Raw genomic sequence first — 4,819 nt, 5'->3', positions numbered from 1 at the left:
AAACCACTAGTAAATTGTATTTTATCTAGTTTTGCTATAGGGCCTATATGCTCGGTTATAATTTGATTGATCTCTTTTCGTAAATTGTCTTGATCTCGACTTTCTCCTACATCTTTTAAAATCACATAGCCATAAAGTGCATTCCCTTTTACATCATGCGGAAAACCTACAATAGCAGATTCTGCTACTGCTGGATGTTCGTTTATAGCATCTTCAATTGGTGCTGTACCTAAGTTATGTCCAGAAACTATAATAACATCGTCTACTCTTCCTGTAATTCTGTAATAACCTACTTCGTCTCTTAATGCTCCATCACCAGTAAAGTATTTATTTTCGTAAGCCGAAAAATAGGTGTCTTTATAGCGTTGGTGATTACCCCAAATAGTACGAGCCATTGCTGGCCATGGAAATTTAATACACAATCGTCCGTCTACTTGATTACCTTTTAACTCTTCTCCATCTTCATCCATTAAAGCAGGTTGTATACCTATAAATGGCAACGTTGCATAAGTGGGTTTGGTTGGTGTTACAAATGGTATTGGTGTAATCATGATACCACCAGTTTCAGTTTGCCACCAAGTATCAACTATCGGGCTTTTCTTTTTTCCAATATTATCATTGTACCAATGCCACGCTTCTTCGTTTATAGGTTCTCCAACAGACCCTAAAACTTTTATAGACGATAAATCGTATTTTTCAACCAATTCCATTCCTTGTTTTGCCAAAGCACGAATAGCCGTTGGCGCGGTGTAAAATTGATTTACTTTGTGCTTTTCTACAATTTCCCAAAAGCGTCCAAAATCCGGATAACTTGGTACGCCTTCAAACATAACTGTTGTTGCTCCATTAGCTAAAGGGCCGTAAACAATATAGCTATGTCCAGTAATCCAACCTATATCAGCTGTACACCAATAAACATCGTTTTCTCTATACTGAAATACGTTTTTAAATGTGTATGCTGTATATACCATATAACCTCCTGTAGTATGTACCATACCTTTTGGTTGTCCTGTAGACCCTGAAGTATATAAAATAAATAGCGGATCTTCAGCTTTCATCACTTCAATTTCGCATGTGTTTGATGCTTCATCTAATAATGGCTGTAACCATTGATCTCGACCAGGTTTCATTTGTATATCTGAGTGAATTCGCTTTGCTACTAAAACAGTATTTACACCTGGACAACTTTCTAATGCCTCATCCACAATACCTTTTAAATCGATGGTTTTAGCACCTCGATAAGAACCATCGCTAGTTATTACCATTTTACAATCGGAATCGTTTATTCTAGTTGATAGTGCTGTTGCCGAAAAGCCAGCAAATACTACCGAATGTATTGCTCCTATTCTAGCACATGCTAAAAGAGAGATAGCCAATTCTGGTATCATTGGTAAATAAATACAAACTCTATCACCTTTAACAATACCTTGCTTTTTTAATACGTTTGCAAACTTATTTACACGCTCGTGCAATTGATTATAGGTAATATGTTCTGCAGGTTCTTTTGGATCGTTAGGCTCAAATAAAATAGCTGTTTTATCGCCTCGTGTTGCTAAATGCCTGTCTATACAGTTTTCTGTAATATTAAGTTCTGCACCTTCAAACCACTTTACTTCCGGTTTATTAAAATCCCAGCTTAAAACATTATCCCACTTTTTTTGCCACATAAAATGTTCTTCGGCGACTTCTTCCCAGAAATTTTCGGGCTCTCGAACAGATTTTCTATAAACTTGATAGTATTCCTCTAAATGTTTTATGTGATAATTACTCATGGCTTATTTTGTTATTTTTAATTCATGTATAAACTTAAATACGTATTAAAACTCCCATCTCACAAAAGCTTCCATAGCTGCATAATGAGACAACCCTAATTCATCGTATAAACCTGCTGTTTCTTTGTTTCTATCTTCTGCACGTTGCCAAAACTCTCTACTATCTGCACCTTGAAATACAACACCGTCTTTTTGTGATTGATGCTTGAAAATTCCTTTTCTTTTCTCTAATACTTGATCTGGTCCCATTGGAACTGCCATTTCTATCTCATCAATTCCCCATTCTTGCCATGCGCCTCTATATAACCAAACCCAACAATCTTTCATGAATTTTTTAGGTTTTAAATTTCTAACTGCTGCAAAAATAGCATCTAAACACACTTTATGAGTACCGTGTGGATCGGCTAAATCGCCTGCTGCATATATTTGGTGAGGTTTAACCTTTTCTATAAGATCCATTGTTATTTTAATATCTTCTTCACCTATTGGGTTTTTCTCAATGGTTCCTGTTTCATAAAATGGTAATTCCATAAAATGAATTTGTTCGTCTGGGATACCAACAAAATGACAAGTAGCTCTTGCTTCACCTTTTCTAATTAATCCTTTAATATATCTAACTTCTGGGGTGTCTATTTCACTAGATTTTTTATTTTTCAGAAAAGTTACTGCTCTTTTATAAATATTTTCAGCTTCTGTACTTTCAATTCCAAATTTATCATTGTAATCGCAAACAAAACTAGCAAAACGAAGAGCTTCATCATCTGCAACAGCAATATTACCAGATGTTTGATAACCTACATGCACTTCGTGCCCTTGCTCATGTAACCTTTTAAATGTGCCTCCCATACTAATAATATCATCATCTGGATGCGGGCTAAAAATAATCACACGCTTTTTTGCGGGTTCTGCACGTTCTGGTCGTTTACTATCATCTGCATTTGGTTTACCTCCAGGCCATCCAGTAATCGTATTTTGTAATTTATTGAATATTTTAATATTAATATCGTAAGCTGGTCCAGAATCTGCTAATAAATCACTCATACCGTTTTCGATATAATCAGCATCTGTTAACATTAAAATAGGCTTCTTTAAATGAAGTGCTAAACTTAATACCGCCTTTCTAATATGTTTGTCTGTCCATACAATTTTTTCAACTAACCATGGTGTATTAATCCTTGTCAATTTTGATGCTGCTGCTTGATCTAAAACAAAAGTGGCATTATTATGCTCTTGCAAATAAGATGCTGGTACACGACTGGTAACCTCCTCTTCAACTGAAGCTTTAATGATATTAGATTTTCTTTCTCCCCAAGCTAAAAGGATTACCCTTTTTGCTTCCATTATTTTTTTAACACCTAAAGTTATTGCTGTTCTAGGTGTATTATCTAAACCTGAAAAATCACCACTTGCAGCAACTCTTGTAATATGATCTAGAGCTACTAATCGTGTTCTAGAGTTTTGGAGTGAACCAGACTCGTTAAAACCTATATGTCCATTACCTCCAATACCTAATATCTGTAAATCTAAACCTCCTAATGCTTTAATTTTAGCTTCGTAGTCATCACAGTAACTTCTAATATCTTCTTTAGCTAAAGTTCCATCTGGGATATGATAATTTTCTGGTAATATATCTACATGGTTAAATAATTGTTCTTTCATAAAACGAACATAACTGTTTACAGAGTCAGGTTCCATTGGATAATATTCATCTAAATTGAATGATATTACATTTTTAAAGCTTAAACCTTCTTCTTTATGTAAACGTACTAATTCAGCATATAATCCCTTTGGCGAAGAACCTGTTGCTAAACCTAATATACAAGGTTGTTTTTGAGAGTGTTTTACTTTAATAAGGTCTGCTATTTCTTTAGCAACTGCTTTTGATGCTGTAGTTGAATTTTCGTAAACTACGGTACCAATATTTTCAAATCGCTTTTCGAAACCCGTTGCTTTGTCTATACTACTTTTTAACATTATTCTGGTTTTAAACTTTAATTATTGTTTTGTAAAATATTTTCTAATACCCATGTGGTATGTAATGCTGTTTTACCTGTTGATGGGTGTTGTATGTTTTCTGACAAATGATTTTTCATATTTTGAACATGAAAAAATTGAATGTTTTCTGGGTTTTTGATACTCAAACTTTCAATATGTGTTCCGCGTTCTAACACTATTGGAACTTCACCAAAAACAGAAAAACTTATTTTGCCTTCTTCACCATAAATCTGAACATAATCTTCTCTTTTTTCTGTTCCAAAATTCCAACTGCCAGAACCTGTTACTCCAGATTCGTGCACCCAATTTCCAACAATAGCATCCATAGCGGAATATAGCTCTTGCTGATTCACAGCTATACCATTAGCGGTTTCTATGTTTCCCAACAGGTGAATAAATAAATCTATTCCATGAGACGCTAAATCGTCAAAATAACCACCTTGTGCAATTTTAATATCTGTACGCCAATTATATATTTTAGATAAATCGATATCGTTTGCTGGCTTACTTAAATGCCAATTTATATGCCTCACTTTCCCAATTTTATTATCTTCAAGCCACGATTTAATTTGTTTAAACCTAGGAAGTGATCGTCTGTAATAAGCAACAAACAATGGAATTTTCTTTTCTTTAAATACATTATTAATTAATAAACATTCTTTATAAGTTGGTGCCATAGGTTTTTCTATACAACATATTTTTCCTGCTTCAGCAACTTTTAAGGCATAATAAGCATGAGAATCTGGTGGTGTTGCAATGTATATAGCATCAATATCTGGATCATTAATCAATTCGTCTGCATTTCCATAAAACTTAGGAACATGATGTCTAGTGGCATAATCTTTTGCCTTTTCAATATCACGACGCATCACGGCATAAAGATTAAATCCATCTACCTTTTGATAAGCTGGCCCACTTTTAAGCTCGGTAACACTTCCGCAACCTATAATTCCCCATTTATATTGCTTACTCATTATACTAACAACCTCTTTGTTTCCTATTTAATGAATTGATTTTCTAATATTTTTATCAATTAATTTTTAGACCAACTT

The 4,819-nt window shown here is 34.2% G+C and carries 3 protein-coding genes; all 3 read right to left on the bottom strand.

The genetic code is table 11. The annotated features are described in order from the left end of the window. Positions 1-1,772 (bottom strand): acetate--CoA ligase (gene acs, locus AADI82_RS13750; RefSeq protein ID WP_341217000.1); only part of this gene is annotated, 1,772 nt, incomplete at its 3' end. A 45-nt stretch (positions 1,773-1,817) separates the two neighbouring features. Next, positions 1,818-3,746: a glucosamine-6-phosphate deaminase gene (gene nagB / locus AADI82_RS13745; RefSeq protein WP_341216999.1), complete on the bottom strand. Its 1,929-nt coding sequence runs from the start codon at positions 3,744-3,746 to the stop codon at positions 1,818-1,820. A gap of 17 nt (positions 3,747-3,763) precedes the next feature. Continuing rightward, the gene (locus AADI82_RS13740; RefSeq protein ID WP_341216998.1) at positions 3,764-4,741 is read right to left on the bottom strand and encodes a Gfo/Idh/MocA family oxidoreductase; all 978 of its coding nucleotides are present in this window, start codon (positions 4,739-4,741) and stop codon (positions 3,764-3,766) included. Positions 4,742-4,819: the final 78 nt, after the last annotated feature.

The sequence above is a fragment of the uncultured Wocania sp. genome (assembly GCF_964021735.1).
Taxonomy (GTDB): domain Bacteria; phylum Bacteroidota; class Bacteroidia; order Flavobacteriales; family Flavobacteriaceae; genus Wocania_A.
Note: the sequence above shows the minus strand (reverse complement) of the source record. Positions and strands in the feature narration are given on the sequence as shown.